At 71.5% G+C, this 25,012-nt stretch carries 26 protein-coding genes and 1 riboswitch; of the genes, 4 read left to right on the top strand and 22 right to left on the bottom strand.

Annotation, left to right across the window (positions count from 1 at the left end; translation table 11 throughout):
• Positions 1–38: 38 nt before the first annotated feature.
• The 13 genes from metK to pyrR all read right to left on the bottom strand — a co-directional run bounded on the left by metK (position 39) and on the right by pyrR (position 14,469).
• Entirely contained in the window at positions 39–1,250 is a 1,212-nt protein-coding gene (gene metK / locus CG736_RS05950; RefSeq protein WP_100585113.1) for a methionine adenosyltransferase, read from the bottom strand.
• Between the two features lie 234 nt (positions 1,251–1,484).
• Positions 1,485–2,711: a bifunctional phosphopantothenoylcysteine decarboxylase/phosphopantothenate--cysteine ligase CoaBC gene (gene coaBC / locus CG736_RS05945; RefSeq protein ID WP_100585112.1), complete on the bottom strand. Its 1,227-nt coding sequence runs from the start codon at positions 2,709–2,711 to the stop codon at positions 1,485–1,487.
• 268 nt (positions 2,712–2,979) lie between these two features.
• Positions 2,980–3,246: a DNA-directed RNA polymerase subunit omega gene (gene rpoZ, locus CG736_RS05940; RefSeq protein WP_033258145.1), complete on the bottom strand. Its 267-nt coding sequence runs from the start codon at positions 3,244–3,246 to the stop codon at positions 2,980–2,982.
• 52 nt (positions 3,247–3,298) lie between these two features.
• Positions 3,299–3,856 carry a guanylate kinase gene (gene gmk / locus CG736_RS05935; RefSeq protein ID WP_043908490.1) on the bottom strand — a complete coding sequence of 186 codons (558 nt, stop codon included), beginning with the start codon at positions 3,854–3,856 and terminating at the stop codon, positions 3,299–3,301.
• Between the two features lie 48 nt (positions 3,857–3,904).
• A complete protein-coding gene (gene mihF / locus CG736_RS05930) occupies positions 3,905–4,231 on the bottom strand; it encodes an integration host factor, actinobacterial type (RefSeq protein WP_043908492.1) in 327 nt (108 codons plus the stop codon).
• Positions 4,232–4,460: 229 nt separating this feature from the next.
• Complete coding sequence (gene pyrF, locus CG736_RS05925; RefSeq protein ID WP_100585111.1) at positions 4,461–5,300, bottom strand: orotidine-5'-phosphate decarboxylase; 840 nt, start codon at positions 5,298–5,300, stop codon at positions 4,461–4,463.
• A 48-nt stretch (positions 5,301–5,348) separates the two neighbouring features.
• Positions 5,349–6,446, bottom strand: coding sequence for a quinone-dependent dihydroorotate dehydrogenase (locus CG736_RS05920; protein WP_100585110.1), 1,098 nt, complete (start codon positions 6,444–6,446; stop codon positions 5,349–5,351).
• Positions 6,447–6,524: 78 nt separating this feature from the next.
• Positions 6,525–9,833 carry a carbamoyl-phosphate synthase large subunit gene (gene carB / locus CG736_RS05915; RefSeq protein WP_100585109.1) on the bottom strand — a complete coding sequence of 1,103 codons (3,309 nt, stop codon included), beginning with the start codon at positions 9,831–9,833 and terminating at the stop codon, positions 6,525–6,527.
• On the bottom strand, positions 9,826–11,016 hold the full coding sequence (gene carA, locus CG736_RS05910) for a glutamine-hydrolyzing carbamoyl-phosphate synthase small subunit (RefSeq protein WP_100585108.1): 1,191 nt from the start codon (positions 11,014–11,016) through the stop codon (positions 9,826–9,828). The genes carB and carA overlap by 8 nt, the downstream gene beginning before the upstream one ends.
• Positions 11,013–11,570 carry a hypothetical protein gene (locus tag CG736_RS05905; RefSeq protein WP_043908500.1) on the bottom strand — a complete coding sequence of 186 codons (558 nt, stop codon included), beginning with the start codon at positions 11,568–11,570 and terminating at the stop codon, positions 11,013–11,015. Before CG736_RS05905 ends, carA begins: the two co-directional genes overlap by 4 nt.
• Complete coding sequence (locus CG736_RS05900; RefSeq protein WP_100585107.1) at positions 11,570–12,862, bottom strand: dihydroorotase; 1,293 nt, start codon at positions 12,860–12,862, stop codon at positions 11,570–11,572. The genes CG736_RS05905 and CG736_RS05900 overlap by 1 nt, the downstream gene beginning before the upstream one ends.
• Positions 12,859–13,851, bottom strand: a complete 993-nt coding sequence (locus tag CG736_RS05895) for an aspartate carbamoyltransferase catalytic subunit (protein WP_100585106.1) — start codon at positions 13,849–13,851, stop codon at positions 12,859–12,861. Before CG736_RS05895 ends, CG736_RS05900 begins: the two co-directional genes overlap by 4 nt.
• A 6-nt stretch (positions 13,852–13,857) precedes the next feature.
• Positions 13,858–14,469 carry a bifunctional pyr operon transcriptional regulator/uracil phosphoribosyltransferase PyrR gene (gene pyrR, locus CG736_RS05890; RefSeq protein WP_073816829.1) on the bottom strand — a complete coding sequence of 204 codons (612 nt, stop codon included), beginning with the start codon at positions 14,467–14,469 and terminating at the stop codon, positions 13,858–13,860.
• 260 nt (positions 14,470–14,729) lie between these two features.
• Here pyrR and CG736_RS05885 point away from each other — a divergent pair, with 260 nt between their 5' ends.
• Positions 14,730–15,233 (top strand): transcriptional regulator, encoded by a 504-nt coding sequence (locus tag CG736_RS05885; RefSeq protein WP_043908507.1) that lies wholly within the window; start codon positions 14,730–14,732, stop codon positions 15,231–15,233.
• An 85-nt stretch (positions 15,234–15,318) separates the two neighbouring features.
• Here the strand turns inward: CG736_RS05885 and CG736_RS05880 are convergent, their stop codons facing one another.
• The 5 genes from CG736_RS05880 to CG736_RS05860 form a co-directional block, all read right to left on the bottom strand.
• Complete coding sequence (locus tag CG736_RS05880) at positions 15,319–16,173, bottom strand: hypothetical protein (RefSeq protein ID WP_100585105.1); 855 nt, start codon at positions 16,171–16,173, stop codon at positions 15,319–15,321.
• Between the two features lie 100 nt (positions 16,174–16,273).
• Complete coding sequence (locus tag CG736_RS05875; RefSeq protein ID WP_100585104.1) at positions 16,274–17,107, bottom strand: thioesterase family protein; 834 nt, start codon at positions 17,105–17,107, stop codon at positions 16,274–16,276.
• Positions 17,108–17,213: 106 nt separating this feature from the next.
• The gene (gene nusB, locus CG736_RS05870) at positions 17,214–17,651 is read right to left on the bottom strand and encodes a transcription antitermination factor NusB (protein ID WP_043908514.1); all 438 of its coding nucleotides are present in this window, start codon (positions 17,649–17,651) and stop codon (positions 17,214–17,216) included.
• Between the two features lie 2 nt (positions 17,652–17,653).
• Positions 17,654–18,217 (bottom strand): elongation factor P, encoded by a 564-nt coding sequence (gene efp / locus CG736_RS05865; RefSeq protein WP_043908517.1) that lies wholly within the window; start codon positions 18,215–18,217, stop codon positions 17,654–17,656.
• A 69-nt stretch (positions 18,218–18,286) separates the two neighbouring features.
• Positions 18,287–19,393 (bottom strand): aminopeptidase P family protein, encoded by a 1,107-nt coding sequence (locus CG736_RS05860; RefSeq protein WP_100585103.1) that lies wholly within the window; start codon positions 19,391–19,393, stop codon positions 18,287–18,289.
• Between the two features lie 135 nt (positions 19,394–19,528).
• On the opposite strand from CG736_RS05860, the gene rpmG reads away from it, so the two are divergent.
• Both rpmG and CG736_RS05850 read left to right on the top strand, forming a co-directional pair.
• On the top strand, positions 19,529–19,693 hold the full coding sequence (rpmG, locus tag CG736_RS05855) for a 50S ribosomal protein L33 (RefSeq protein ID WP_100585102.1): 165 nt from the start codon (positions 19,529–19,531) through the stop codon (positions 19,691–19,693).
• Between the two features lie 47 nt (positions 19,694–19,740).
• Positions 19,741–19,983 carry a type B 50S ribosomal protein L31 gene (locus tag CG736_RS05850; protein ID WP_100585593.1) on the top strand — a complete coding sequence of 81 codons (243 nt, stop codon included), beginning with the start codon at positions 19,741–19,743 and terminating at the stop codon, positions 19,981–19,983.
• A gap of 88 nt (positions 19,984–20,071) precedes the next feature.
• Here the strand turns inward: CG736_RS05850 and CG736_RS05845 are convergent, their stop codons facing one another.
• A complete protein-coding gene (locus tag CG736_RS05845) occupies positions 20,072–20,650 on the bottom strand; it encodes a helix-turn-helix transcriptional regulator (RefSeq protein WP_100585101.1) in 579 nt (192 codons plus the stop codon).
• A gap of 125 nt (positions 20,651–20,775) precedes the next feature.
• On the opposite strand from CG736_RS05845, the gene CG736_RS05840 reads away from it, so the two are divergent.
• Entirely contained in the window at positions 20,776–21,621 is an 846-nt protein-coding gene (locus tag CG736_RS05840; protein ID WP_100585100.1) for a DMT family transporter, read from the top strand.
• A 22-nt stretch (positions 21,622–21,643) separates the two neighbouring features.
• Here the strand turns inward: CG736_RS05840 and CG736_RS05835 are convergent, their stop codons facing one another.
• The 3 genes from CG736_RS05835 to CG736_RS05825 form a co-directional block, all read right to left on the bottom strand.
• Positions 21,644–22,792, bottom strand: coding sequence for a HoxN/HupN/NixA family nickel/cobalt transporter (locus tag CG736_RS05835; protein ID WP_369879888.1), 1,149 nt, complete (start codon positions 22,790–22,792; stop codon positions 21,644–21,646).
• Positions 22,790–22,986, bottom strand: a riboswitch (cobalamin riboswitch). Its footprint overlaps the gene before it by 3 nt.
• A 79-nt stretch (positions 22,987–23,065) precedes the next feature.
• Positions 23,066–23,758 carry a DUF6445 family protein gene (locus tag CG736_RS05830; protein WP_100585099.1) on the bottom strand — a complete coding sequence of 231 codons (693 nt, stop codon included), beginning with the start codon at positions 23,756–23,758 and terminating at the stop codon, positions 23,066–23,068.
• A 96-nt stretch (positions 23,759–23,854) separates the two neighbouring features.
• Complete coding sequence (locus CG736_RS05825) at positions 23,855–24,661, bottom strand: Fpg/Nei family DNA glycosylase (protein WP_100585098.1); 807 nt, start codon at positions 24,659–24,661, stop codon at positions 23,855–23,857.
• Positions 24,662–25,012: the final 351 nt, after the last annotated feature.

Here is a 25,012-nt window from a genome sequence, read left to right as displayed (position 1 = left end):
GGGAATCCCCTCGACGGGCGGCGTCGTCGAGAAAACGATCAGCCGGCGACGGCGGCCTTCAGCGCGTCGACCCGGTCGGTGCGCTCCCAGGTGAAGTCCGGCAGCTCGCGGCCGAAGTGGCCGTACGCGGCGGTCTGGGAGTAGATCGGCCGCAGCAGGTCCAGGTCGCGGATGATCGCGGCCGGGCGGAGGTCGAAGACCTTGCTGACGGCTTCCTGGATCGTCAGCACCGGGACGGTCTCGGTGCCGAAGGTCTCCACGAACAGGCCCACCGGCTCGGCCTTGCCGATCGCGTACGCGACCTGCACCTCGGCGCGCTTGGCGAGGCCGGCGGCGACGATGTTCTTCGCCACCCAGCGCATCGCGTACGCGGCGGAGCGGTCGACCTTGGACGGGTCCTTGCCGGAGAACGCGCCGCCACCGTGGCGGGCCATGCCGCCGTAGGTGTCGATGATGATCTTGCGACCGGTGAGGCCGGCGTCGCCCATCGGGCCGCCGATCTCGAAGCGGCCGGTCGGGTTGACCAGCAGGCGGTAACCCTCGGTGTTCAGCTTGATGCCCTGGTCGGCGAGCGCCTTGAGCTCGGGCTCGACCACGAACTCCCGGATGTCCGGGGTGAGCAGCGACTCCAGGTCGATGTCCGAGGCGTGCTGCGAGGAGACCACCACGGTGTCCAGGCGCACGGCGCGGTCGCCGTCGTACTCGATGGTGACCTGGGTCTTGCCGTCGGGGCGCAGGTACGGGATGGTGCCGTTCTTGCGGACCTCGGTCAGGCGGCGGGAGAGCCGGTGCGCCAGGGTGATCGGCAGCGGCATCAGCTCGGGAGTGTCGTCGCAGGCGTAGCCGAACATCAGGCCCTGGTCGCCGGCGCCCTGGCGGTCCAGCTCGTCCTCGACGTCGCCCTCGACCCGGTGCTCGTGGGCGGTGTCGACGCCCTGCGCGATGTCCGGGGACTGCGAGCCGATCGACACCGACACGCCGCAGGAGGCGCCGTCGAAGCCCTTCTTCGACGAGTCGTAGCCGATCTCCAGGATCTTCTCCCGGACCAGCTGGGCGATCGGCGCGTAGGCCTTGGTGGTGACCTCACCGGCGATGTGCACCAGGCCGGTGGTGATCAGGGTCTCCACGGCGACGCGGGAGGTCGGGTCGTCCTTGAGGAGGGCGTCCAGAATGGTGTCGCTGATCTGGTCAGCGATCTTGTCGGGGTGGCCCTCGGTGACGGACTCCGAGGTGAACAGGCGGCGAGACACAGCGCTCCCTGGGGTTGCAGCGGCTGCTGACTGAATGCGCTCGGAAGTCCCGAGGCATCCGGAAAGACTTGATTCCTGCTGTGGAGTGTAACGGTCGGCTACCGATCACGGACACTCTCCGTGCGCCTTGAACGTGTCCGCGAGATGGATCACATCGGGGTGAAACCGGCGGAAACATTGCCGGAACACCCCGAGCCGGACCCAACTGCCGGGACTGCGCCGGACGTTGGGGGCTCAGCCGGCCGACCGGTCGGCCGGGTCGGCCAGCCGGGCGGCGACCTGGTCCCAGATCGCGTCGGCCAGCATCTCCTTCGGACCGTCCGCAATGTGGACCTCCGAGCCGTCGGCGCCGAGGAGCACGGCGCTGTTGGTGTCCTGGCCGAACGCCTTGCCGTCGCCGACCTCGTTGACCACCAGCAGGTCGCAGCCCTTGCGGGCGAGCTTGGCGCGGCCGTTGGCGAGCACGTCGTCGGTCTCGGCGGCGAAGCCGACCACGAGCTGCCCGGGGCGGGCCCGGTCGGCGGAGATCTCGGCCAGGATGTCGGGGTTGCGGACCAGCACGATCGGCGCGGGCTCGACCCCGTCCACCTTCTTGATCTTGCCGGTGGCGTACTCGGCGGGCCGGAAGTCGGCGACCGCGGCGGCCATCACCACCGCGTCGGCCTCGGCCGTGGCCTTCAGCACGGCGTCGCGCAGCTGCAGGGCGGTGCCGACCCGGACCACGTCCACCCCCGCCGGGTCGGGCAGCGCGGTGTTCGCGGCGACCAGGGTGACCCGGGCGCCGCGGGCGGCGGCGGTGGCGGCCAGCGCGTAGCCCTGCTTGCCGGACGAGCGGTTGCCGAGGAAGCGCACCGGGTCCAGCGGCTCCCGGGTGCCGCCCGCCGAGACCACCACGTGACGGCCCGTCAGGTCCTGCTCCAGCGAACCGCGGGCCAGCACCCGCCGGCAGGCGGCGAAGATCTCGCCCGGGTCGGGCAGCCGGCCCTTGCCGGTGTCCACGCCGGTCAGCCGGCCCACGGCGGGCTCGATGACGATCGCGCCGCGGCGGCGCAGCGTGGCCACGTTCTCCTGGGTGGCGGGGTGCTCCCACATCTCGGTGTGCATGGCGGGCGCGAACACCACCGGGCAGCGGGCGGTCAGCAGGGTGTTGGTGAGCAGGTCGTCGGCGAGGCCGTGCGCGGCCTTGGCGAGCAGGTCCGCGGTGGCCGGGGCGACCACCACCAGGTCGGCCTGCTGCCCGATCCGCACGTGCGGGACCTCGTGCACCCGCTCCCACGTCTCGGTGGCGGCGGGCCGGCCGGACAGCGCCGCCCAGGTCGCCTCGCCGACGAAGTGCAGCGCGGCGGCGGTCGGCACCACCTGCACCTGGTGCCCGGACTCGGTGAACCGGCGCAGCAGTTCGCAGGCCTTGTAGGCGGCGATCCCGCCGCTGACACCGAGGACGACACGGGGCGCGGTCATGGCGGTCGATTCTCCTAACGACGGGTCAACCCGCCCACCTTACGACCCGCCGCCGGACCGCTGCGACGTGTCGACGCGCACATGCCCACCCGCTTCCGGGCGCGCACGAGCCCGCCCGCCTCCGGACCCGCACCAGCCCGCCCGCGTCCGGCCGCACGAGCCTGCGCAGTCGGCCGCAGGCCCGCGCACCCCCGTACCGGCCCGCCCATGCCGAAGGCCCGCCCGACGCACAGGGCGTCGGACGGGCCTTCGAACGGGACGCGGGGGCTCAGACGCCCTCGACCGCCTCGGCGGTGAGCAGGCCGGCGTTGATCTCGCGGAGCGCGATCGACAGCGGCTTCTCGTGCACGTGGGTGTCGACCAGCGGGCCGACGTACTCCAGCAGGCCCTCGCCGAGCTGGGAGTAGTACGCGTTGATCTGGCGGGCCCGCTTGGCCGCGTAGATCACCAGGCTGTACTTGGAGTCGGTGGCCTCGAGCAGCTCGTCGATCGGCGGGTTGATGATGCCCTCGGGCGCGGTCATCGAAGAGGACACGCTGAACCTTCCGAAGTGGTTTTCATGGATTGGCTGGATGCAGCCGATCCGGTCAGGCTACACCGAGCAAGGCTAGCAGTTCGGCCGCTACCTGCTCGACGGAGGTGTTGACAAGCGTCGTGTCGAACTCCGCCTCGGCGGCCAGCTCGATCCGGGCCGCCGCCAGCCGCTCGTCGATGACGTCCTGCGACTCGGTGCCGCGGCCGGTGAGCCGGCGCACCAGCTCCTCCCAGCTCGGCGGGGCCAGGAAGACCAGCTGGGCCTCGGGCATCGACTCCTTGACCTGCCGGGCGCCCTGGAGGTCGATCTCCAGCAGCACCGGCTCGCCCTTGTCGAGCTTCTCGACGACCGCCTGGCGCGGGGTCCCGTACCGGTTGCCGGCGAACACCGCCCACTCCAGCAGTTCGCCGTTGGCGACCAGCTTGTCGAACTGCTCGTTGTCGACGAAGTGGTACTGCACTCCGTCGCGCTCGCCCGGGCGCGGGTGACGGGTCGTCGCCGACACCGACAGCCAGACCTCGGGGAACTGCTTCCTCATATGAGCGACGACCGTGCTCTTGCCGACCCCGGAGGGGCCGGAGAGCACGGTCAGCCGCGGACGCTCACTCATGTACCGATTATCCCGGATCGCGGAGGTTTCTCCGACACCGGCCTCCGTTCAGGAGGTGGCGCCGCCGAACTCCCGCTCCAGGGAGGCGATCTGGTTCGTACCGAGGCCCCGCACACGACGGCTCTCGGAGATGCCGAGGCGCTCCATGATCTGCTTGGCGCGGACCTTGCCGACACCCGGCAGGGACTCCAGCAGAGCGGAGACCTTCATCTTGCCGATGACCTCGTCGTCGGACTTGCCGGCCTTGATGACGTCGTGCAGCGAGGCGCCCGAGTGCTTCAGCCGGTTCTTGACGTCGGCACGCTTCCGGCGAGCCTCGGCGGCCTTGGCGAGCGCGGCGGTGCGCTGTTCGGGAGTAAGGGGCGGAAGAGCCACGCCGTTCACCTCAGGTGTGGATGGAAGGGATGAGCCATGACTGGGTTGTGCCCGGACGCCACAGGCTCTGACCTGCGACGGTGGCCGGAACCACCGCCAACTGGCGTCCTACCGCCGGACACTACCCAACTTGGGCCGCCGCGTCAGGAAAAGAACACGAAAAGTCCAGGTCAGCAGGTGCTGACCCGGGACTTATCCGGGCAAATCAGCCGAGTTGGCCACCCTCGGCTCACGCGTTTGTGACGGCCCTCACATCATCGACGAACACCTGCGCGGCCTGTCGCAGCGCCGCCACCGACGGTCCGTGCTTCAGCACGTCACGGCTCACACTGGGCACCACGTTGCGCACCTGGTCGCCGAACACCCGCGGCAGGTCCTGCGCGGTGGCGCCCTGCGCGCCCACGCCGGGGGCCAGCAGCGGGCCGTTGATCGCCAGGTCCACGCCCGCGTCGGCGAGCGTCGCGCCGACCACCGCGCCGAACGAACCCAGCGGCGCCGCACCGGAGTTCTCCGCCGCGAGCCGCCGCAGCACGGCCTGCGCGACGCTCTCGCCGTCCGCGCCGACCGCCCGCTGCACCTCGTGGCCCTCGGGGTTGGAGGTGAGCGCCAGCGCGAACAGGCCGCAGCCGTTGCGGTGCGCCAGGTCGACGGCCGGCTGCAGCGAACCGAAGCCCAGGTACGGGCTGACGGTGAGCGCGTCGGAGAACAGCGGGCTGTCCGGCGACAGGAAGGTCTCCGCGTAGGCGGCCATGGTGGAGCCGATGTCGCCGCGCTTGGCGTCCATCAGCACCAGCGCGCCGGCCTCCCGGGCCTCGGCGACGGTGCGCTCCAGCACCGCGATGCCGCGGCTGCCGAACCGCTCGAAGAACGCCGACTGCGGCTTCAGCACGGCGACCCGGTCGGCCAGCGCCTCCACCACGGTCCGCGAGAAGCTCTCCAGGCCCGCCAGGTCGTCGTTCAGGCCCCAGGCGGTGAGCAGCGAGCCGTGCGGGTCGATGCCGACGCAGAGCTGGCCGCGGGTGTCGAGGGCGGTCCGCAGGCGGGTGCCGAACGGCGTGGTGTCAGTCATCGGTGTCTTTCCTCAGTCTCAAGAATGTGGTCGCCGTCCGGACGGGATCTAGCGGATGCCCTTGCCGACCGCCTCGCCGATCGAGGCGTAGCCGGCGGCGCGCAGGCGGGCGGACAGGCCCTTGTGGAGCTTGCGCATCCAGAACGGGCCTTCGTAGATGAACGCGGAGTAGCCCTGGACCAGGTCGGCGCCGGCCAGGATGCGCTGCCAGGCGTCCTCGGCGGTCTCGATGCCGCCGACCGAGACGATCGTCAGGCGGCCCTCGGTGCGCTTGCGGAGCCGCTCCAGCACCTCCAGCGAGCGGGCCTTCAGCGGGGCGCCGGACAGGCCGCCCATGCCGATCTCCTCGATCCGCGCGGCAGGCGTCCGCAGGCCCTCGCGGCCGATGGTGGTGTTGGTGGCGATGATGCCGTCCAGGCCGAGGTGCAGCGCCATGTCGGCGATCTCGTCGATGTCCTCGTCGGCGAGGTCGGGGGCGATCTTCACCAGCAGCGGCACGTGGTGCGTCGTCACCTCGTCGGCGGCCTTGCGGACGTCCCACAGCAGCGGGCCGAGCACCTGCACGGCCTGCAGGTTGCGCAGGCCCGGGGTGTTCGGGGAGGAGACGTTGACGACCAGGTAGTCGGCGTACGGCGCCAGCGCCTTGGCGGACTTCAGGTAGTCGGCGGTGGCCTCGTCCTCGGGGACGACCTTGGTCTTGCCGATGTTGACGCCGATCACCGGGGTGTTGCTGGTGTGCGCGCGGGCGGCGAGGCGGGCGGCGACCCGGGCGGAGCCCTGGTTGTTGAAGCCCATCCGGTTGATCAGCGCCCGGTCCTCGACCAGGCGGAACAGCCGCGGCGCGGGGTTGCCGGGCTGGGCCTCGCCGGTGACGGTGCCGATCTCGACGTAGTCGAAGCCGAGCATCGACAGGCCGTCGATGCCGATGCCGTTCTTGTCGAAGCCCGCGCCGAGGCCGAACGGGCCGGGCAGGTCCAGGCCGAGCGCGGCGGTGCGCAGCTTCGGGTCGCGCGGGGCGAGGACGGCCCGCACCAGCGAGCGCAGGCCGGGCACCGAGTGGGCCAGCCGGATCCAGAAGAACGCCAGGTGGTGGGCCTTCTCCGGGTCCATCTTCTTGAACAGCAGGTTGAACAGCAGCTTGTACACCAAAGGCCTCCGACGGCTGGGCTCGGGCATGGACGTGGGGGGCACCCGACGTGCGGTGTGCCCCCCACGGTTGTCGACCTAGTTGCGGCCGGAGTTGATCAGCGCCGCGTGCTCCTGCAGCGACATCACGCCGACCTCGCCGCGCAGCAGCGCGTCGATGCCCTGCACGGCCGCGCCCATCGCCTGCACGGTGGTCAGGCAGGGGACGCCGCGGGAGACCGCGGCGGTGCGGATCTCGTAGCCGTCCATCCGGCCGCCGGTGCCGTACGGGGTGTTGATGATGAGGTCGATGGCGCCCTCGTGGATCAGCTGGACGACGGTCTTCTCGCCGCCCGCGCCCTCGCCCTCGGAGTGCTTGCGCACCACGGTGGCGGGGATGCCGGCCCGCTGCAGCACCTCGGCGGTGCCAGTGGTGGCGAGCAGTTCGAAGCCGAGCTCGACCAGCGCACGGGCCGGGAAGACCAGGTTGCGCTTGTCGCGGTTGGCGACCGAGACGAACACCTTGCCGCTGGTGGGCAGGGCGCCGTACGCGCCGGTCTGGGACTTCGCGTAGGCGGTGCCGAAGACCCGGTCGATGCCCATGACCTCGCCGGTGGAGCGCATCTCCGGGCCGAGCACGGTGTCGACGCCGCGGCCGTGCACGTCGCGGAAGCGCGACCACGGCATCACGGCCTCCTTGACGGAGATCGGCGCGTCGGCGGGCAGCGTGCCGCCGTCGCCCTCCCGGGGCAGCATGCCCTCGGCGCGCAGCTCGGCGACGGTGGCGCCGAGCGAGATCCGGGCGGCGGCCTTGGCCAGCGGCACGGCGGTCGCCTTGGAGGTGAACGGCACGGTGCGGGAGGCGCGCGGGTTGGCCTCCAGCACGTACAGGATGTCGCCGGACAGCGCGAACTGGATGTTGATCAGACCGCGCACCCCGACGCCCTTGGCGATGCCCTCGGTGGCGGCCCGCAGGCGCTTGATGTCGTACCCGCCGAGGGTGATCGGCGGCAGCGCGCACGCGGAGTCGCCGGAGTGGATGCCGGCCTCCTCGATGTGCTCCATGACGCCGCCGAGGTACAGCTCCTCGCCGTCGTACAGGGCGTCCACGTCGATCTCGACCGCGTCGTCCAGGAAGCGGTCGATCAGCACCGGGTGCTCGGAGATCAGACCGGCGTGCCGCTCCAGGTAGGACGCGAGCGAGGCCTCGTCGTAGACGATCTCCATGCCGCGGCCGCCGAGCACGTAGGACGGGCGGGCCAGCACGGGGTAGCCGATCTCGTCGGCGATGGCCTTGGCCTCGTCGAAGGAGAAGGCGGTGCCGTGCTTGGGCGCGGGCAGGCCCGCGTCCTTCAGCACCCGGCCGAACGCGCCGCGCTCCTCGGCGAGGTGGATCGCCTCGGGCGAGGTGCCGACCACCGGCACGCCGTTGTCCTTGAGCGACTGCGCCAGGCCCAGCGGGGTCTGGCCGCCGAGCTGCACGATGACGCCGGCCAGCGGGCCGGCCTGCTGCTCGGCGTGGACGATCTCCAGCACGTCCTCCAGGGTGAGCGGCTCGAAGTACAGCCGGTCGGAGGTGTCGTAGTCGGTGGAGACGGTCTCCGGGTTGCAGTTGACCATCACGGTCTCGTACCCGGCGTCGGCCAGCGCGAAGGAGGCGTGCACGCAGGAGTAGTCGAACTCGATGCCCTGGCCGATCCGGTTCGGGCCGGAGCCCAGGATGATCACGGCGGGCTTGGTGCGCGGCGCGACCTCGTTCTCCTCGTCGTAGGACGAGTAGAAGTACGGGGTCTTCGCGGCGAACTCGGCGGCGCAGGTGTCGACGGTCTTGAACACCGGGCGGATGCCGAGCGCGTGCCGCACCTCGCGGACCACGTCGGGCTTCAGGCCGCGGATCTCGCCGATCTGCTGGTCGGAGAAGCCGTGCCGCTTGGCGTGGCGCAGCAGCTCCGGGTCGAGCTTGTCGCCCTCGCCGAGCTCGACGGCGATCTCGTGGATCAGGAAGAGCTGGTCGACGAACCACGGGTCGATCCTGGTGGCGTCGAACACCTCCGCGGGGGTGGCGCCGGCCCGGATCGCCTGCATGACGGTGTTGATCCGGCCGTCGGTCGGGACGACGGCCTTCGCCAGCAGCTCGTCCTTGTCACCCGGCTCGCCGACGAAGGTGAACTGCGAGCCCTTCTTCTCCAGCGAGCGCAGCGCCTTGTTCAGCGCCTCGGGGAAGTTGCGGCCCATCGCCATGGCCTCGCCGACCGACTTCATGGTGGTGGTCAGCGTGGCGTCGGCGGACGGGAACTTCTCGAACGCGAACCGGGGCACCTTGACGACCACGTAGTCCAGGGTCGGCTCGAAGGAGGCCGGGGTCTGCTCGGTGATGTCGTTGGGGATCTCGTCCAGCGTGTAGCCGACGGCCAGCTTGGCGGCGATCTTGGCGATCGGGAAGCCGGTCGCCTTGGAGGCCAGCGCGGAGGAGCGCGAGACGCGCGGGTTCATCTCGATGACGATGACCCGGCCGTCGACCGGGTCGACCGCGAACTGGATGTTGCAGCCACCAGTGTCGACGCCGACCTCGCGGATCACGGCGATGCCGATGTCGCGCAGGATCTGGTACTCGCGGTCGGTGAGGGTCATCGCCGGGGCGACGGTGATCGAGTCACCGGTGTGCACGCCCATCGGGTCGAAGTTCTCGATCGAGCAGACCACGACGACGTTGTCGTTCTTGTCGCGCATCAGCTCCAGCTCGTACTCCTTCCAGCCGAGGATGGACTCCTCCAGGAGCACCTCGGTGGTCGGCGAGAGGGTCAGGCCCTGGCCGGCGATCCGGCGCAGGTCCTCCTCGTCGTGCGCGAAGCCGGAGCCGGCGCCGCCCATGGTGAAGGACGGGCGCACGACGACCGGGTAGCCGCCGAGGGTGTCGACGCCGGCGAGCACGTCCTCCATCGAGTGGCAGATCACCGAGCGGGCGGACTCGCCGTGGCCGATCTTGGCGTTGACGGCCTCGACCACGCCCTTGAACAGCTCGCGGTCCTCGCCCTTGTTGATCGCCTCGACGTCGGCGCCGATCAGCTCGACGTCGTACTTGTCGAGGGTGCCGGCCTTGTGCAGGGAGATCGCGGTGTTCAGCGCGGTCTGGCCGCCCAGGGTCGGCAGCAGCGCGTCGGGGCGCTCCTTGGCGATGATCTTCTCGACGAACTCCGGGGTGATCGGCTCGACGTAGGTGGCGTCGGCGATCTCCGGGTCGGTCATGATGGTCGCCGGGTTGGAGTTGACCAGGATGACCCGCAGCCCCTCCGACTTGAGGACCCGGCAGGCCTGCGTACCCGAGTAGTCGAACTCCGCCGCCTGGCCGATGACGATGGGGCCGGAGCCGATCACCAGGACGGACTTGATGTCGGTGCGCTTAGGCACGCTGGGCCTCCATAATGCTCACGCTGTGCTGATTGTCGTCTCGCATGAGCTCGACGAAACGGTCGAAGAGGTAGGCGGCGTCGTGCGGGCCGGCTGCCGCTTCGGGGTGGTACTGCACGCTGAAGGCGGGGATGTCGAGTGCCTGCAGGCCCTCGACCACGTCGTCGTTGAGGCAGACGTGGGAGACCTCGACCCGCCCGAAGGGGGTGTCGCTCACCTTGTCCAGCGGCGCGTTCACGGCGAAGCCGTGGTTGTGGGCGGTCACCTCGACCTTGCCGGTGGTGCGGTCCTGCACCGGCTGGTTGATGCCGCGGTGGCCGTACTTGAGCTTGTAGGTGCCGAACCCGAGGGCCCGGCCGAGGATCTGGTTGCCGAAGCAGATGCCGAAGAACGGGGTCTTCTTCGCCAGCACCTCGCGCAGCACCTCGACCTGGCGGTCGGCGGTGGCCGGGTCGCCCGGACCGTTGGAGAAGAACACGCCGTCGGGCTGGACGGCGTAGATGTCCTCGGCGGTGGAGTTGGCGGGCAGCACGTGCACCTCGATGCCGCGCTCGGCCATCCGGTGCGGCGTCATGCCCTTGATGCCGAGGTCGACGGCGGCGACGGTGAACTTCTTCGCACCGATCGCGGGGACGACGTAGGCCTCCTTGGTGGCGACCTCGGCGCACAGGTCGGCGCCCTTCATCTCCGGGGCCTGCTGCACCTTGGCGAGCAGCGCCGCCGGGTCGTCCGCGGCCGGGCCGGAGAAGATGCCGACCCGCATCGCGCCGCGCTCGCGCAGGTGGCGGGTCAGCGCGCGGGTGTCGATCCCGCTGATGCCGACCACGCCCTGGCGCTCCAGCTCCTCGTCCAGCGAGCGCCGGGAGCGCCAGTTGGAGGCGACCCGGGAGGGGTCGCGGACGACGTAGCCGGCGACCCAGATCTGCTGCGACTCGTCGTCCTCGTCGTTCCAGCCGGTGTTGCCGATCTGCGGGGCCGTCATCACGACCACCTGGCGGTGGTACGACGGGTCGGTCAGGGTCTCCTGGTAGCCGGACATGCCGGTGTTGAAGACCGCCTCGCCGAAGGTCTCGCCGATCGCGCCGTAGGCCTGGCCGCGGAACGTCCGGCCGTCCTCCAGGACGAGCACGGCGGGCACTCGCTCCCGCCTGGTGCGCTGCGTGGTGGGGGCAGGTGCGGTCATGTCGCGGCCTCTTCCGTCTTCTTCGTGCTCGTACGTGTTACCAGTGCCCCGACGGCCTCGACCCAGGCGTCGTGCTCGGCTGCGGAATCCAACCGGAAACCGCTTTCCAGTTCGCTGTCCCCGTGCGTCCAGCCGACCACCAGCAGGCCCGAGGGGACCACCTTGCCGGCGATGCCGGAGTCGGTGCGGGCGCCGGTGAGGGCGCCGGCGGGGATCCACAGGTCGGCCGCGCCGGGGCGGCGGGCCAGCAGGCCCTGTTCGGTGAGGGTCAGCTCGGCCAGGCTGCGGGTGCCCAGGTCGTGGGCGACGACCCGGTCCAGCCAGTTCCCGGCGCTGGTGGAGCCGTGGTACCGGCCGGGGCCGGCCAGCAGGGCCTCACCCGGCTGCTCGGGCGCGGCGGGCAGTTCCGGCAGGTCGGACTGGAGGGTGCGCCGCCAGTTCCAGCCCTGCCGCATCAGCCAGTAGACCAGCGCGACCAGGATCAGCAGGCCGACCGTCGCACCGATGTACCCGGGCCAGTCGGTCACCCGGCCCTTCTCGGTGGCGAGCAGCATCAGCGCTCGACCAGTTCGCCCGCGAGGACGGTGGCCTCGCCGCGCAGGAAGGTGGCGTGCACCCGTCCGGGCAGGTCCATGCCCTTGTAGGGGCTGTTGCGGGAGCGCGTGGCGAAGGTGTCGGGGTTCACGACTCCACGGTACGCGGGATCGAAGAGCACCAGGTTGGCGGGCTCGCCCACCGAGACCGGACGCCCGTGGCCGGCCAGCCGGCCGATCCGCGCCGGGCGGTGCGACATCCGGTCCGCGACGCCCTCCCAGTTCAGCAGGCCGGTCTCGACCATGGTCTGCTGGACGACCGACAGCGCGGTCTCCAGGCCGACCATGCCCATCGCGGCGACCGCCCACTCGCAGTCCTTGTCCTCCGACGGGTGCGGGGCGTGGTCGGTGGCGACGGCGTCGATGGTGCCGTCGGCCAGCGCGCCGCGCAGCGCCTCCACGTCCGCGGCGGTGCGCAGCGGCGGGTTGACCTTGTACACCGGGTCGTAGCTGCGGACGAGTTCGTCGGTGAGCAGCAGGTGGTGCGGGGTGACCTCGGCGGTGACGTTCCAGCCCTTGCCCTTGGCCCAGCGGACGATCTCCACCGAGCCGGCCGTGGACAGGTGGCAGATGTGCACCCGGGAGCCGACGTGCGCGGCCAGCAGCACGTCCCGGGCGATGATCGACTCCTCGGCGACGGCGGGCCAGCCGCCGAGGCCGAGCTCGCCGGAGACCAGGCCCTCGTTCATCTGGGCGCCGGCGGTCAGCCGCGGCTCCTGGGCGTGCTGGGCGACGACGCCGTCGAAGGCCTTCACGTACTCCAGCGCGCGGCGCATGATCACCGCGTCGTCGACGCACTTGCCGTCGTCGGAGAACACCCGCACCCCGGCGGCGGAGTCGTGCATCGCGCCGAGCTCGGCGAGCTGCTTGCCCTCCAGGCCGACGGTGACGGCGCCGACCGGCTGCACGTCGCAGTAGCCGTACTCCTGGCCGAGCCGCCAGACCTGCTCGACCACGCCGGCGGTGTCGGCGACCGGGAAGGTGTTGGCCATCGCGTGCACCGCGGTGTAGCCGCCCATCGCGGCGGCCTGGGTGCCGGTCAGCACCGTCTCGGCGTCCTCGCGGCCGGGCTCGCGCAGGTGGGTGTGCAGGTCGACCAGGCCGGGCAGGGCGACCAGGCCGGTGGCGTCGATCTCGATGTCCGCCTGGACGTCGAGCTGCTCGCCGATCGCGGCGAACACGCCGTCGGCCAGGTGGATGTCCTGCGGGGCGCCGCCGAGGATCTGGGCGTTGCGGATCAGGTAGGTGGTCACTGGGCGGCCTCCGGGGTGTCGGTGGTGCGGGCGGAGTCGGCTGAGCCGTCGGCGAAAACCGCGCCGCCGAGCAGCAGGTACAGGACGGCCATGCGGACCGAGACGCCGTTGGCGACCTGCTCGACCACGGTGCAGCGCGGCGAGTCGGCGACGTCGGCGGTGATCTCCATGCCGCGGACCATCGGCCCGGGGTGCATCACGATGGCGTGCTCCGGCATGGTGGCGAGGCGCAGCCCGTCCAGGCCGTAGCGGCGCGAGTACTCGCGCTCGGTGGGGAAGAAGGCGGCGTTCATCCGCTCGCGCTGCACCCGCAGCATCATCACGGCGTCGACCTTCGGCAGGACCGCGTCCAGGTCGTAGGAGACCTGGCAGGGCCAGGTGTCGATGCCGATCGGCAGCAGCGTCGGCGGGGCGACGAAGGTGACCTCCGCGCCGAGCGTGGTCAGCAGGTGCACGTTGGAGCGGGCGACCCGGCTGTGCAGGATGTCGCCGACGATGGCGATCTTCCGGCCGGCCAGGTCGCGGCCGAGGCCCGGGTTGAGGTGGCGGCGCATGGTGAACGCGTCCAGCAGCGCCTGGGTGGGGTGTTCGTGGGTGCCGTCGCCGGCGTTGATGACGCTGCCGTGCAGCCAGTCGGAGCCGGCCAGCCGGGCGGCCGCGCCGGAGGCGTGGTGACGGATCACCACGGCGTCGGCGCCCATCGCCTGGAGGGTCAGCGCGGTGTCCTTGAGGCTTTCGCCCTTGGAGACCGAGGAGCCCTTGGCGGAGAAGTTGATGACGTCCGCGGACAGCCGCTTCTCGGCGACCTCGAAGGAGGTCTTGGTGCGGGTGGAGTCCTCGAAGAACAGGTTGACGACGGTGCGGCCGCGCAGCGTGGGGAGCTTCTTGACGGCCCGACCGGAGAGCTGGGCGAGCTCCTCGGCGGTGTCCAGGATCAGCAGCGCGTCGTCGCGGCTGAGGTCGGCGGCGGAGACGAGGTGGCGCTTCACGCGGGTTTACTCCGGGAGCTGGGGATCGGCGGCAAGGGCCTGGGAGGAGCGCGCGGCGTAGTCGCGGTCGCCGAGCAGGACGGCGTCGCGGCCGTCGGTCTCGGAGAGCTGGACCTGCACGGCCTCGCGCAGCGAAGTGGGCAGGTTCTTGCCCACGTAGTCGGCGCGGATCGGGAGTTCGCGGTGTCCGCGGTCGACCAGCACGGCGAGCTGCACGGCGCGCGGGCGGCCGATGTCGCCCAGCGCGTCGAGGGCGGCCCGGATGGTGCGGCCGGAGAACAGCACGTCGTCGACCAGGATCACCAGCTTGCCGTCGATGCCGTCGGCGGGGATCTCGGTGTGCTCCAGGGCCCGGGCGGGCTTAAGCCGCAGGTCGTCCCGGTACATGGTGATGTCCAGCGTGCCGAACGGGATCTCCCGGCCGGTGATCTGGGTGAGCTTGGCGCGCAGCCGGCGGGCCAGGTGGACGCCGCGGGTGTGGATGCCGAGCAGCACGACGTCCTCGGCGCCCTTGGCGCGTTCCACGATCTCGTGGGCGATCCGGGTGACGACCCGGGCGACGTCGGTGGCGTCCAGCACCTGGTGCGGGGCGCGCGGAGCAGAACTGGGAGTGGTCATGCCGAAGCGGACCTCCTTCCCCGCCTCACGGGACGGGTCTTAAAGGATGTCTAAAGGGGTTTCCGGCCGCAGCCAGAACTTCGCTCATCGTAGCAGTGCGCTGATCTCGGCCCGTTCGACACGCGTTCGCACGAGTGCCCCATTCGGCTTGACGCGCCACCCTCACTCTACGTAACCTCACAGTGAGTTACGAAGGTGCCCCGTCGCGGGCGCTCGTCACTCCCATTTCAGCGCACGCGCAATCTCGTCCGGGGAGATCCATGTCCAGCGACTACGCGAAGCAGCTCGGGGCCAAGCTCCGGGCGATCCGCACTCAGCAGGGTCTCTCCCTGCACGGCGTCGAGGAGAAGTCCCAGGGTCGCTGGAAGGCTGTCGTCGTCGGCTCCTACGAGCGCGGCGACCGCGCCGTCACGGTGCAGCGCCTCGCCGAGCTGTCCGAGTTCTACGGCGTCCCGGTGCAGGAGCTGCTGCCCGGCGGCACCCCGGGCGGCGCGGCCGAGCCGCCGCCGCGCCTGGTGCTCGACCTGGAGCGCCTGACCCAGGTCCCGTCCGAGAAGGCCGGCCCGCTGCAGCGCTACGCCGCGACCATCCAGTCGCAGCGCGGCGACTACAACGGCAAGGTGCTCTCGATCCGCCAGGACGACCTGCGCACGCTGGCCGTGATCTACGACCAGTCCCCCTCGATCCTCACCGAGCAGCTGATCAGCTGGGGCGTGCTGAACCCGGACGCGCGGCGCGCCGTCCGCGAGGACGACGCGAGCTGAGCCTGCGCGCTCCGAAAAGTTCTGAAGAAACGTCACAGCGGGGCGGGCGGCCGGTTCTCCGGCGGCCCGCCCCGCTGTCGCGTGCTCAGACCACGGTGCCGAGACTGAACCCCGGACCGGCCGGGACGCCGTCCACCGCGAGCTCGGCCGGCGACCAGTCGAAGCCGGTGCTGCGCCAGGCCCAGGCGACCTGCCGGTACTCGCCGCACACCGCGCCGGAGCCCTGCGTCCCGTGCAGCACCGCGACGCCCGGCAGTTCGCCGTACAGGCCCGCGCAGAGCACCGCGGTGATCAGGTCGAGGTCCTCGTCGTGGATCCGGACCGCGCCGTCCTCCCAGTGCAGCACCCGGGCGTGCGCCTCCAACGGCCCGCCGGGGGCGTCCACCGCGACCCGGAACTCGTACGCGCCGCAGCCGGCGCCGACCAGCACCCGGCGGAACACCTCGGAGGCCTGCTGGTACGTCCAGCGCACCCGCGGGTCGGCGGCGGCCAGCTCCGCCTCGCACAGCGCGCCGTCCATCACCAGGTCGGCGTGGCGCAGCGTCAGACCGCCCTCGCGGGCCCGGACCAGGCGCGGCACGAAGTCGGCCAGGTCCTCGCCGCGGTAGGTGACCAGCTGGGTCTGCAGCGGCGGGTTGACCAGGTAGCCGTCCCGGGCGGCCTGCTCGCCGGGGTCGACGCCGTGCAGCAGGCAGTAGTCCGCGAAGTCGTCCGGGTGGAACATCCGGGCCCGGACGGTCGCGTACCCGTCGACCGCCTCGGCCAGCAGCCCGGCGGCCTCCCGCAGGTAGGTGTCGTAGTCCGGCGCGTCGGTGAGCTGCCACTCCCGCGCCCGGGCGAAGTCGGCCTCGTCGGTCAGGATCCCGGTGACGAAGGCCTCGTCGCTGCGGCGCGAGGGCTCGGCACCGCAACGGCGCGGCCGGCGGCTGTTCCTGGACATCGGTGGCTCCCGGGGATCTCGGTCGAGCAACTGCTGCCCCACTTCTCCCCATCCGCACCCGTCCCACACACACGGGCTGTCACAACTCTGCAACCGACCGTCAGGAACGGGCCTGCCGCGGGGTCTTGGCGAGCTGGCGGGACTGGGCGACCAGGCGGCCGTCCTCGTCCCAGATCTCGCAGTCCTCCTCGAAGTAGCCGCCGGCCACGTTGCGGGTGGCGTGCGAGACCCGCAGCCAGCCGTCCGCGGGCAGGGCGCGCAGGTGGACGGTCAGTTCGATGGTGGGGGCCCAGCCGGGGCGGCCCAGGTCGAAGGTGACCGGGGGCAGCGCGTCGGCGGTGAGCAGCAGCGACAGCGGGTCGGCGGGGCGGCCGTCGGCCAGCTTGAACCAGCCCTGGATGCGGCCCTCCTTGGACGGTTGGCCGAGCGCCCAGCCGACGGTGGCCGGGTCGAGGCGCAGGTCCATCCGCTGCAACAGGGCGGCCTGGGAGATGAGTTCCTTGGGCGCGTGCTCGATCCCGATGCACTGTTCGGGGGCGGGCAGCACGGGCGGCACGGCGGTGGTGGCGACCTCGCCGTCGAGGGCGGCGAGGTCGGTGAAGGCGGCGGTGACCCGCAGCCGCTCCTCGCCGCCCTGGGAGAGGATCGCGCTGCCGGTGGCCAGGGTGCGGCCGCGGCGCATGATCTCGGTGCGGACGGTGGCCGGCCCGGGGCGGGACGGCGAGACGTAGGTGCCGCTGACGGTCAGCGGGTGCGGGTGGCCGGGCCCGGCCTCCAGGGCGAGGGCGTGCGCGGCGAAGGCGAGCAGCAGCCCGCCGTTGACGCCGCCGCCGATCTGCCAGCCGTCGCCGAGTTCGCCGTCGTAGCGGCCGGGCTCGTCGGGGTGCGGGGTGAGCGCGATGCCCCGGTCGAACTCGCTGGTGGTCTCCGGCATGGCTGAGGCCCTTCTGCGCAGGCGCGAAACTCATTACTTGCCGGTAGCTTACGCGCGAAGGCCGCCGGACCAACAGGTCCGACGGCCTTCGAGGGGCACTGCGGGCTCAGCGACGAATGGTCGGCTTGAGCTCCAGGAACCGGGCGAGCAGACCGTTCACGAAGGCCGGCGACTCGTCCGTGGAGTACTCCTTGGCGATCTCGACGGCCTCGTCCAGGACGACCGCGTCGGGGGTGCCGTCCTCCCAGATCAGCTCGTACGTGCCGAGCCTCAGGACGTTGCGGTCCGCGATCGGCATCCGGTCGAGCGTCCAGCCCACCGCGTAGGTGGAGATCAGGTCGTCGATGGTGCGCGCGTGCTGCGCGTAGCCCTCGACCAGCTGCATGGTGTACTCCGCGACCTGCGGAATGCCCTCGTCCGGACGGGGGTCGCGCGAGCGCGCCACCCAGTCGGCGAGCACCCGCTCGGGGGACACGCCGCGGTGGTCCGCCTCGAACAGGATCTGGAAGGCCCGGGTGCGGGCCTTGGTGCGAGCAGAGGCCACGATTACTTGACCCGGCCGAGGTAGCTGCCGTCGCGGGTGTCGACCTTGACCTTCTCGCCGGTGGTGACGAACAGCGGCACCTGGATCTCGGCGCCGGTCTCCAGGGTGGCGGGCTTGGTGCCACCGGTGGAGCGGTCGCCCTGCAGGCCCGGCTCGGTCTCGGAGATGACCAGCTCGACCGCGGCGGGGAGCTCGATGTACAGCGGGACGCCCTCGTTCTGCGCGACCAGGGCCTCGAAGCCCTCGAGCAGGTACTTGGCGGCGTCGCCGACGGTGGCGGCGTCGACCGGGACCTGGTCGTAGGTGTCCATGTCCATGAAGATGAAGGTCTCGCCGTCGCGGTACGAGTACTGCATCGTCCGCTTGTCGACGTTGGCGGTCTCGACCTTGATGCCCGCGTTGAAGGTCTTCTCGACGACCTTGCCGGTGAGGACCTCCTTCAGCTTGGTGCGAACGAAGGCCGGGCCCTTGCCGGGCTTGACGTGCTGGAACTCGACGACGGACCAGAGCTTGCCGCCGTCCAGCTTGAGGACCATGCCGTTCTTGAGATCGTTCGTGGTAGCCACGGGCGCACTTACTCCTGATATGTCCGCTGTCAAAGAACACCAAGCAGTGCGCCGCCGAAGCCCGTGGGACTACAGCGCGAGGAGCTCCTTGGTGGTGATGGTGAGCAGCTCGGGCCCGCCCTCCTCGGGAGGCCGCACCACGAGCGTGTCCTCGATCCGGACTCCGCCGCGACCCGGGAGATGCACTCCTGGACCGACGGTGACCGGCACGCGATTGTCCAGTTTACCCATGTCGGCGGGGCCCAGGCGCGGAGCCTCCCTGATCTCCAGGCCGATGCCGTGTCCCAGCGGGTGGACGGCGTGCTCGGCGTGGCCCGCGGCCTGCAGGATCGAGCGGGCCGCGTCGTCCGGGACGTGCTGCTCGACGCCCGGCCCGAGCGCCTCCCGACCGGCCCGCTGGGCCCGGAACACCAGGCGGTGCAGCTCGACCTGCCAGGCGGCCGGGGCCGCGCCGATCACGAAGGTGCGGGCGGTGGAGATGCCGTAGCCGCGGTACTGCGCGCCCAGGGCGACGGTGAGGAAGTCGCCCTCCTCGACCCGGCGGTCGGTGGGCTGGTGGCGCTCCAGGCCGGAGTGGCTGCCGGTGCCCACGGAGACCGGGAAGGCGGCCCGGTCGGCGCCGTGGTCGATCATCCGGCGCTCCAGCTCCATCGCCAGGTGGCGTTCGGTGCGGCCGACCAGGATCGATTCGAGCAGCTCGCCGAGCGCCTGGTCGGCGATCTCGGCGGCGATCCGCAGGTCGGCGAGCTCGTGCTCGTCCTTGACCACCCGCAGCCGCTCCACTGCCCGGTCCAGGTCGAGCAGCCGGGCCGGGGCGGCCAGCCGGCCGACGGCGCGGTGCCGGTCGACCGTCAGGTCGTGCTCCTCGACGGCGAGGTCCGCCACCCGCAGCCGGGCCGCGGCCTCGGCGGCGGCGACCGCGGCGTCGGTCTCGGCGGGCACCGGCAGCCGGGTGACCTCCTCGTCCACCTCGCGCTCCACCGCCTCCTCGGGCGGCACGTCCTCCGGCAGCGCGAGCACCGCCCGCTCGCGGGTGAGCAGCAGCGCGGCGCCGCACGGCGGGCAGCCGGTGAGGTAGCGGACGTTCGCGGCGCGCGTGATCAGCGCGGCGTCGGCCCCGGAGGCGCTGCAGTACTCGCGGAGGCGTTCGCGTCGGGCGGCGTGCGCGTCGGACATGTCTCCGAGCCTACGAACGGGTCCGGGGGGCCGCCCGTCGGGACGGGCCCGATCGGTGGGCGGGAATGCCGAGGGGCGGGGCCGTGTTGTGGCCACATGAAAACGGCAATCGTTGCCGGGATTGGGAGGTTCGAGATGGCGCGCAGCGAGCTGCGACCGGTGATCACGCTCCGGTCCACGGCGGGCACGGGCTTCAGCTACGTGACCCGCAAGAACCGCCGGACCAACCCGGACCGGATCGTGCTGCGGAAGTTCGACCCGGTGGCCGGGCGGCACGTGGAGTTCCGCGAAACCCGTTGACGTTCAACGGAATTGAGCAGTTCGAGGGCTTGCAGAAGGAGGAGCAGATGAAGCAGGGAGTGCACCCCGAGTACCGTCCGGTGGTGTTCCGGGACAAGACGGGCGGCCTGTCGCTCCTGACCCGCTCCACCGCGTCGAGCGGTCGGACGGTCGAGTGGACGGACGGGCGGACGTACCCGGTGGTGGACGTCGAGACGTCCTCCGCGAGCCACCCGTTCTACACCGGCAAGGCCCGCCTGCTGGACACTGCGGGCCGGGTGGAGCTGTACCGCCGCAGGTACGGCCTCTGACAGCCGGCGGGCGAAGGGCCCCGGGAGTCTCCCGGGGCCCTTCGCCCATGCCGATGCCCCGATCGGCCTGCTCACGTACCGGCCGGGCTCATCTGCCGGCCGGCGGGGGGACGGAGACCACCAGGGTGAGGCGGCAGTCGACGTCGCCCTCGTTGCGGTAGCTGTGGGCGGTGCCGGCCTCGTAGGAGGCGGTGGAGCCGGCCGGGACGCGGTGGGCGCGGCCGTCGAGCACCAGGGTGAGTTCGCCCTCGTCGATCCGGGCGATCTCGACGGTGCCGGCCGGGTGCGGGTCGGAGGCGTGGGTCTCGCCGGGTCGCAGGTGCCAGTTCCACAGCTCCAGCGGGCCGGGGGCCTCGATGCCGTTCAGCAGGACGCCGCTGCCGCCGTCCGGGCCGCTCCACAGCCGCACCGCCTCCTCGGCGGGGACGATCCGCACCACCGAGGTCTCGTCGTAGTCGAGCAGACGGGCGATCGAGACGCCGAGGGCGTCGGCGAGGCGGACCACGGTGCCGACGCTGGGGTTGGTGCGGGCCTGCTCGATCTGGACCACCATGCCGCGGCTGACGCCGGAGCGGGCCGCGAGGGCGTCCAGGGTGTGGCCGCGTTCGGTGCGCAGCCGCTTGAGGTTGCGGGCGAGGGCCTGGGTGACGAGATCGGGTTCCGGCACGCTTGAGTCCAATATATTGGTTGGGTCGGTTCAGGGGGGTGAACTATGCTGCGACCGCACGACAGGTCCACCGACTGTACTGCGGAGTCCACCATGCTGCCCCGACCCGACGCGCTCCCGGCCTCATGAGCGCCGCTCTCGCCCTGCTCGCCAGCCTGCTCTGGGGCGTCGCCGACTACGGCGGCGGCACGATCACCCGCCGACTGCCCGCGCTCGGCGTCGTGGTGCTCTCGCAGACCGCGGCCGCCCTGGTCCTCGCGGTGGCCGTCACCGCCACCGGCGGCTGGGCGGACGCCGGGCCCGCGCTCCGGTACGCCGTCGCGGCCGGCGTGCTCGGGCCGTTCGCCCTGCTCGCGTTCTACCGGGCCCTCGCCCTCGGACCGATGGGCGTGGTCTCGCCGCTGGCCACCGTCGGCGTCCTGGTGCCGATCGGGGTCGGCCTGTTCCTCGGCGAGCGGCCGGGCGTCGTCCAGGGGCTGGGGATCCTGGTGGCGATCGCCGGGGTCGTGCTGGCGGGCGGCCCGCAGCGCGGCGGACCGGCCGTGAGCCGCCAGGTGCTCGTCCTCACCCTCTCCGCCGCGCTCGCGTTCGGCGCGGTGCTCGCCCTGATCGCGCACGCCAGCGCCGGCGGCGGACTGCTGCTGACGCTGTGCGTGCAACGACTGACCAACGCCGTCGTCGGCATCGGCATGCTGGCCGCCGCCGCCCGCCGGGAGCCGCTCGAACTGCGCGGCGCGGCCCGCTCGTTGCCCTCGCTGACCGCCGTCGGCGTCGCGGACGTGACCGCGAACGGCCTGTACGCCGCCGCCACCCACCTGGGCTCGGTCGCGGTGGCGGCGGCACTGGCCTCGCTCTACCCCGTGGTGACGGCGCTGATGGCGCGCGGCCTGCTCAAGGAGCGACTGCTGCGGGTACAGGTGGTCGGCGCCGGGCTGGCCGTGGCCGGAACGCTGATCCTGGCCGCCAGTTGACGCCCTGCCACCCTGCTTCGGGTCATGTGGCTCCGACTCCGGAGAACGCCTTGGACCGTCGGGCGATCCGCCAGTAGCCGATCGCCGCCGCCCACACCACCACGAACAGGCCGACGATCACGAAGCCCACGTTGTCCAGGCTGAGTCCGGCGATCCAGCCGGACACCGGATCGTCCAGGCCGAACTTGTCGTGCAGCACCGCGACCAGCTCGATGGTGCCGATCACGAAGGCCACCGCGATCGACAGACCCGTGATGGTCAGGTTGTAGTACACCTTGCGGACCGGGTTGGAGAACGCCCACTGGTAGGCGAAGTTCATGAACGTGCCGTCCAGGGTGTCGAACAGGCTCATCCCGGCCGCGAACAGCAGCGGCAGGCAGACGATCGCGTACCAGGGCAGGCCGGACGCCGCGCCCGAGCCCGCCATCACCATCAGGGTGACCTCGGTGGCGGTGTCGAAGCCCAGGCCCAGCACCATGCCCACCGGGAACATCTGGCCGGGCCGGGTGATCGACCGGGTCGCCCGGCTCAGCACCCGGGCCAGGAAGCCCCGGGAATCCAGGTGCTTCTCCAGCTCGGCCTCGTCGTACTGGCCGGCCCGCATCGCCCGGAACACCCGCAGGATGCCCAGCAGGGCCACCAGGTTGAGCGCCGCGATCAGGTACAGGAACGCCCCCGAGGCGGTGGTGCCGATGGTGCCCAGCACCTGATGGGTCGTCGAACCCTCGTCCATCAGCGTGCCCGCCAGCGCGGCCCCGCCGGCCACCAGCGCGGCCATCAGCACCACCATCGAGGAGTGCCCAAGCGCGAACCAGAAGCCCACCGAGACCGGCCGGCGGCCGTCCGCCATCAGCTTGCGGGTGGTGTTGTCGATCACCGCGATGTGGTCGGCGTCGAAGGCGTGCCGCATGCCCAGGGTGTACGCGGTGATGCCCAGGCCCACACCGAACACCTGGGTACCCACCTGGTACTTCTCCGGCACCACCAGGAACAGCAGCGTCCCGAACGCCGCCACGTGCAGGGCCAGGATCACCGCCATCAGGCCGGCGGTGCGCCAGGTGTCCTCGCGGCGCCAGCGGAAAGCAGGAACAGGGGAGCCCGGGACGTTTCCGGGCATGGTCGAATCGGACGCGGTCATCCGCGCATCACGCTCCAGCACCTCGTGGATCACTTCGTGAGATGCCGTGGCCGGTCTCCTGGCTGACGGGGTGTTCGGCGTCGGCGCCCGGCCTTCCCGGCCGCGAACGGCCAGTGGCACGAGGTGGGAGCCGACGACTCCCCGATCACAGTGGCGAGGGCCGCTCCGGACTCCTGTGACGAGCACAGTGCACCGGCTTCCCGAACACCACGGCCCGTCCACCGTAGAACCGTCCCGGGCGCAGCGGCAAGACCGGACCCCTCCGGAGGTGTCGCAGATCACCCCGCCCCGCGAGGTGACGGCGGGTCAGGCCATCCAGAAGAACACGCAGGTCATCCGCTTCTCGTCCAGCGTGGTGCCGTAGTACTCGGTCGCGGTGTGCATCAGGTTGGCGGTGTACAGCAGCAGCCGGTTGTAGCGGTGCGGGACGGCCAGATCCTCGGTGAACGAGTCCGGCGGGACGAAACGGGTGCCGAGCGCGTCCACCAGGTTGTTGTGCGGGGCGACCACGGTGTTCCCGCCGAGCCGGCCGCCCGGCAGGCTCTGCCGGTAGAAACTGGTCCCGCACCGCTTCGGCACGTTCGGGTTGAGGTACAGCACCGCCGCGTAACGGCACAGCGAACGCGAATCGGTGTGCGGACGCGGCTCGCACTCCCCCTCCCCCACCACCTGCACGCAGTTGTGGTTGAAGGTGCCGCCCTCGGCCTCGCTGAGCGCCCACACCCTGGGCACCCCGACGGTCTCCCGCACCAGCTTCTCGACGTGCGCCAACTCGTCCGGCTCCAGGCCCGGCATCCCCCGCAGCCCCGGCCACGACTCCGGCTTGTGCGGGTACCCCTCGTCCCAGTCGGTACGGGCCAGGTGCCGGGCGCGCACCGCGTCCGGATCCGGCAGCACGTCGTCCAGCACCCAGTAATCACGACCCTTGGTGGGTTTGCGGTACGGCAGGACCGGAAGGGCCGGAGTCGGACGGGGGCCCCGGAACGGTTGTGCGGACATGAACCCGACAATAGGAGCGGGCTCCGGAGCCCTCGACCAAGGAGCGGTCAACCTTCCGTCAAGGCTTCCCCTGCGACCCGTTTTGGTGACAGAGCGTCAGGACTGCTGGCAGCGGGGGCACCAGAACAGGTTCCGGGCCGCCAACTCCTCCGTCCGCACCGGGGTTTCGCACACCAGGCACGGCTGGTCCTGCCGCCGGTACACGTACACCTCACCACCGTGGTCGTCCACCCGCGGCGGCCGCCCCATCGCCTCCGGCGTGTGCTCAGGCCGGACGGTGTCGATCCGCCCCGCCGCGACCCCCTCCCGCATCAGCGCCACCAACTCCGACCAGATCGCGTCCCACTCCGCCCGGCGCAGCTCCCGCCCCGCCCGGTGCGGACTGATCCCCAACCGGAACAGCACCTCCGCGCGGTACACGTTGCCGACACCCGCCAGCACCTTCTGGTCCATCAACAACGCGGCCACCGACGTCCCGCTCCGGGAGATCCGCTCCCACGCCGCGTCCCCGACCTCCCCCGCCCGCAACGGATCCGGCCCGAGCCGCCGGTGCAACGCCGCCTTCTCCCCCGGCGTGATCACCTCGCACGCCGTCGGCCCCCGCAGATCCGCGAACCCGCCCTCGTTCACCATCCGCAACCGCACCTGCCCGACCGGCGCCGGCGCCTCCCCCACCCCGAACTCGTACTTCCCGTACAACCCCAGATGCACGTGCAGCCAATCGTCCCCGAACCCCAGGAACAGGTGCTTCCCGTGCGCCTCCGCGACGTCCAACACCCGCCCGTCCAACAGCGCCGCGCCCTCCGCGAAGCGCCCCTGCGGCGAAGAAACCCCCACCACCCGCCCCCCGAACAGCTCCCCGTTCAACCCCGCCAACCGATGCACCACATGCCCCTCGGGCACCCGCGTCAACTCCTCATCCGTTCCCGTCCAACACCCCCATTCTCCCAGCCCCCACCGACACCCCGACAGAGCCCAAAGCCCCGCCTCCCGAAGCCACCGGCGCAAGCGACCAAGCGAAAACCTGCAGGTCAGACAAGGAACACACTCGCGCAGCGGAAAGGCAAGCGCAGCACAGCCCCGCGCAGCGGAAAGGCAAGCGCAGCACAGCCCCGCGCAGCGGAAAGGCAAGCGCAGCACAGCCCCGCGCAGCGGAAAGGCAAGCGCAGCACAGCCCCGCGCAGCGGAAAGGCAAGCGCAGCACAGCCCCGCGCAGCGGAAAGGCAAGCGCAGCACAGCCCCGCGCAGCGGAAA

The organism is Kitasatospora sp. CB02891, assembly GCF_002803145.1.
Classification (GTDB): domain Bacteria; phylum Actinomycetota; class Actinomycetes; order Streptomycetales; family Streptomycetaceae; genus Kitasatospora; species Kitasatospora griseola.
This window is presented reverse-complemented; position numbering and strand designations above follow the sequence as displayed.